The 2,720-nt window shown below is 54.6% G+C and carries 2 rRNA genes; both read left to right on the forward strand.

Annotation, left to right across the window (positions count from 1 at the left end):
- Positions 1-2,563, forward strand: a 23S ribosomal RNA gene (locus tag Q3Y58_RS19430); the annotation flags it as partial.
- 54 nt (positions 2,564-2,617) lie between these two features.
- Positions 2,618-2,720 (forward strand): 5S ribosomal RNA (rrf, locus tag Q3Y58_RS19435); the annotation flags it as partial.

Raw genomic sequence — 2,720 nt, forward strand, 5'->3', positions numbered from 1 at the left:
GCGAACCCGGGGAACTGAAACATCTAAGTACCCGGAGGAAAGGACATCAACCGAGACTCCGCTAGTAGTGGCGAGCGAACGCGGACCAGGCCAGTGGTTGCAATTTAAGAACCGGAACAGGTTGGGAAACCTGGCATTAATGGGTGATAGCCCCGTACGGGTAGAAAGAATTGCAATCCTTGAGTAGGGCGGGACACGTGAAATCCTGTCTGAACATGGGGGGACCACCCTCCAAGCCTAAGTACTCCTTGTCGACCGATAGTGAACCAGTACCGTGAGGGAAAGGTGAAAAGCACCCCGACGAGGGGAGTGAAATAGTTCCTGAAACCGGATGCCTACAAACAGTTGGAGCCCGCAAGGGTGACAGCGTACCTTTTGTATAATGGGTCAGCGACTTAATTTAACGAGCAAGCTTAAGCCGATAGGTGTAGGCGTAGGGAAACCGAGTCTTAATAGGGCGCTTTAGTTCGTTGGATTAGACCCGAAACCGAGTGATCTAGCCATGAGCAGGTTGAAGGTGCGGTAACACGCACTGGAGGACCGAACCCACGAATGTTGAAAAATTCGGGGATGACTTGTGGCTAGGGGTGAAAGGCCAATCAAACTCGGAAATAGCTGGTTCTCCGCGAAATCTATTTAGGTAGAGCGTCCTGTGAATACTCCTGGGGGTAGAGCACTGGATGGGCTATGGGGGCTCACCGCCTTACTGATCCTAACCAAACTCCGAATACCAGGAAGTACTGCAGGGCAGACACACAGTGGGTGCTAACGTCCATTGTGGAGAGGGAAACAACCCTGACCGCCAGTTAAGGTCCCTAAGTTATGGCTAAGTGGGAAAGGATGTAGAGATCCCAAAACAACCAGGATGTTGGCTTAGAAGCAGCCATCATTTAAAGAAAGCGTAACAGCTCACTGGTCTAAATAAGGGTCTCCGCGCCGAAAATGTACCGGGGCTCAAGCCATACACCGAAACTGCGGGCGTGTTTAACACGCGGTAGCGGAGCGTTCTGTAGGTCTGCGAAGGGTGACCCGTGAGGGCACCTGGAGATATCAGAAGTGCGAATGCTGACATGAGTAACGACAAAGAGGGTGAGAGACCCTCTCGCCGAAAGTCCAAGGGTTCCTGCGCAACGCTAATCGGCGCAGGGTTAGCCGGCCCCTAAGGTGAGGCCGAAAGGCGTAGCCGATGGGAATGGGGTTAATATTCCCCAGCCAGTGGGTAGTGACGGATGCCGTGTGTTGTATCCCCTTATTGGATTGGGGGTGCAGCGAAGGTGTCCCAGGAAATAGCTCCCACGCTAGACCGTACCCGAAACCGACACAGGTGGACAGGTAGAGCATACCAAGGCGCTTGAGAGAACTGTGCTGAAGGAACTCGGCAAATTGCTCCCGTAAGTTCGCGAGAAGGGAGACCTTCATTTGGGCAACCATTTGAAGGTGGCACAGACCAGGGGGTTGCGACTGTTTATCAAAAACACAGGGCTCTGCGAAGCCGCAAGGCGACGTATAGGGTCTGACGCCTGCCCGGTGCCGGAAGGTTAAGAGGAGGTGTGCAAGCACCGAATTGAAGCCCCGGTAAACGGCGGCCGTAACTATAACGGTCCTAAGGTAGCGAAATTCCTTGTCGGGTAAGTTCCGACCTGCACGAATGGCGTAACGACTTCCCCGCTGTCTCCAGCACAGACTCAGTGAAATTGAATTCCCCGTGAAGATGCGGGGTTCCTGCGGTCAGACGGAAAGACCCCGTGCACCTTTACTACAGCTTCACACTGGTATTCGTGATGACATGTGTAGGATAGGTGGTAGGCGTTGAAATGAGGGCGCCAGCTCTCATGGAGCCATCCTTGAAATACCACCCTTGTCCTCATGGATATCTAACCGCGGCGCAACAACGCCCGGGACCGTGTGTGGCGGGTAGTTTGACTGGGGCGGTCGCCTCCCAAATGGTAACGGAGGCGCGCGAAGGTGGGCTCAGAGCGGTCGGAAATCGCTCGTCGAGTGCAATGGCATAAGCCCGCCTGACTGCGAGACTGACAAGTCGAGCAGAGACGAAAGTCGGTCATAGTGATCCGGTGGTCCCTCGTGGAAGGGCCATCGCTCAACGGATAAAAGGTACGCCGGGGATAACAGGCTGATGATGCCCAAGAGTCCATATCGACGGCATTGTTTGGCACCTCGATGTCGGCTCATCGCATCCTGGGGCTGGAGCAGGTCCCAAGGGTTTGGCTGTTCGCCAATTAAAGCGGTACGTGAGCTGGGTTCAGAACGTCGCGAGACAGTTCGGTCCCTATCTGCCGTGGGTGTAGGAGAATTGAGAGGATCTGTCCCTAGTACGAGAGGACCGGGATGGACGTACCTCTGGTGGACCTGTTGTGGCGCCAGCCGCATTGCAGGGTAGCTATGTACGGAAGGGATAACCGCTGAAGGCATCTAAGCGGGAAACCCACCTCAAAACAAGTTCTCCCTGAAGAGCCGTGGAAGACCACCACGTCGATAGGAGGCATGTGGAAGTGTGGCAACACACGAAGCTGAGCCTTACTAATAGCTCGTTCGACTTGATCACTCCCATTAAGCTATAATCACTAAAAATCCAGCTTCTCAAATTGTTGTTATCCTGCCCGGTGGCCATGGCGGGGCGCCCCCACCCGATCCCATCCCGAACTCGGAAGTGAAACGCCCCTGCGCCAATGGTACTTCGTCTCAAGACGCGGGAGAGTAGG

The sequence above is a fragment of the Nesiotobacter zosterae genome (assembly GCF_033843645.1).
Taxonomy (GTDB): domain Bacteria; phylum Pseudomonadota; class Alphaproteobacteria; order Rhizobiales; family Stappiaceae; genus Pseudovibrio; species Pseudovibrio zosterae.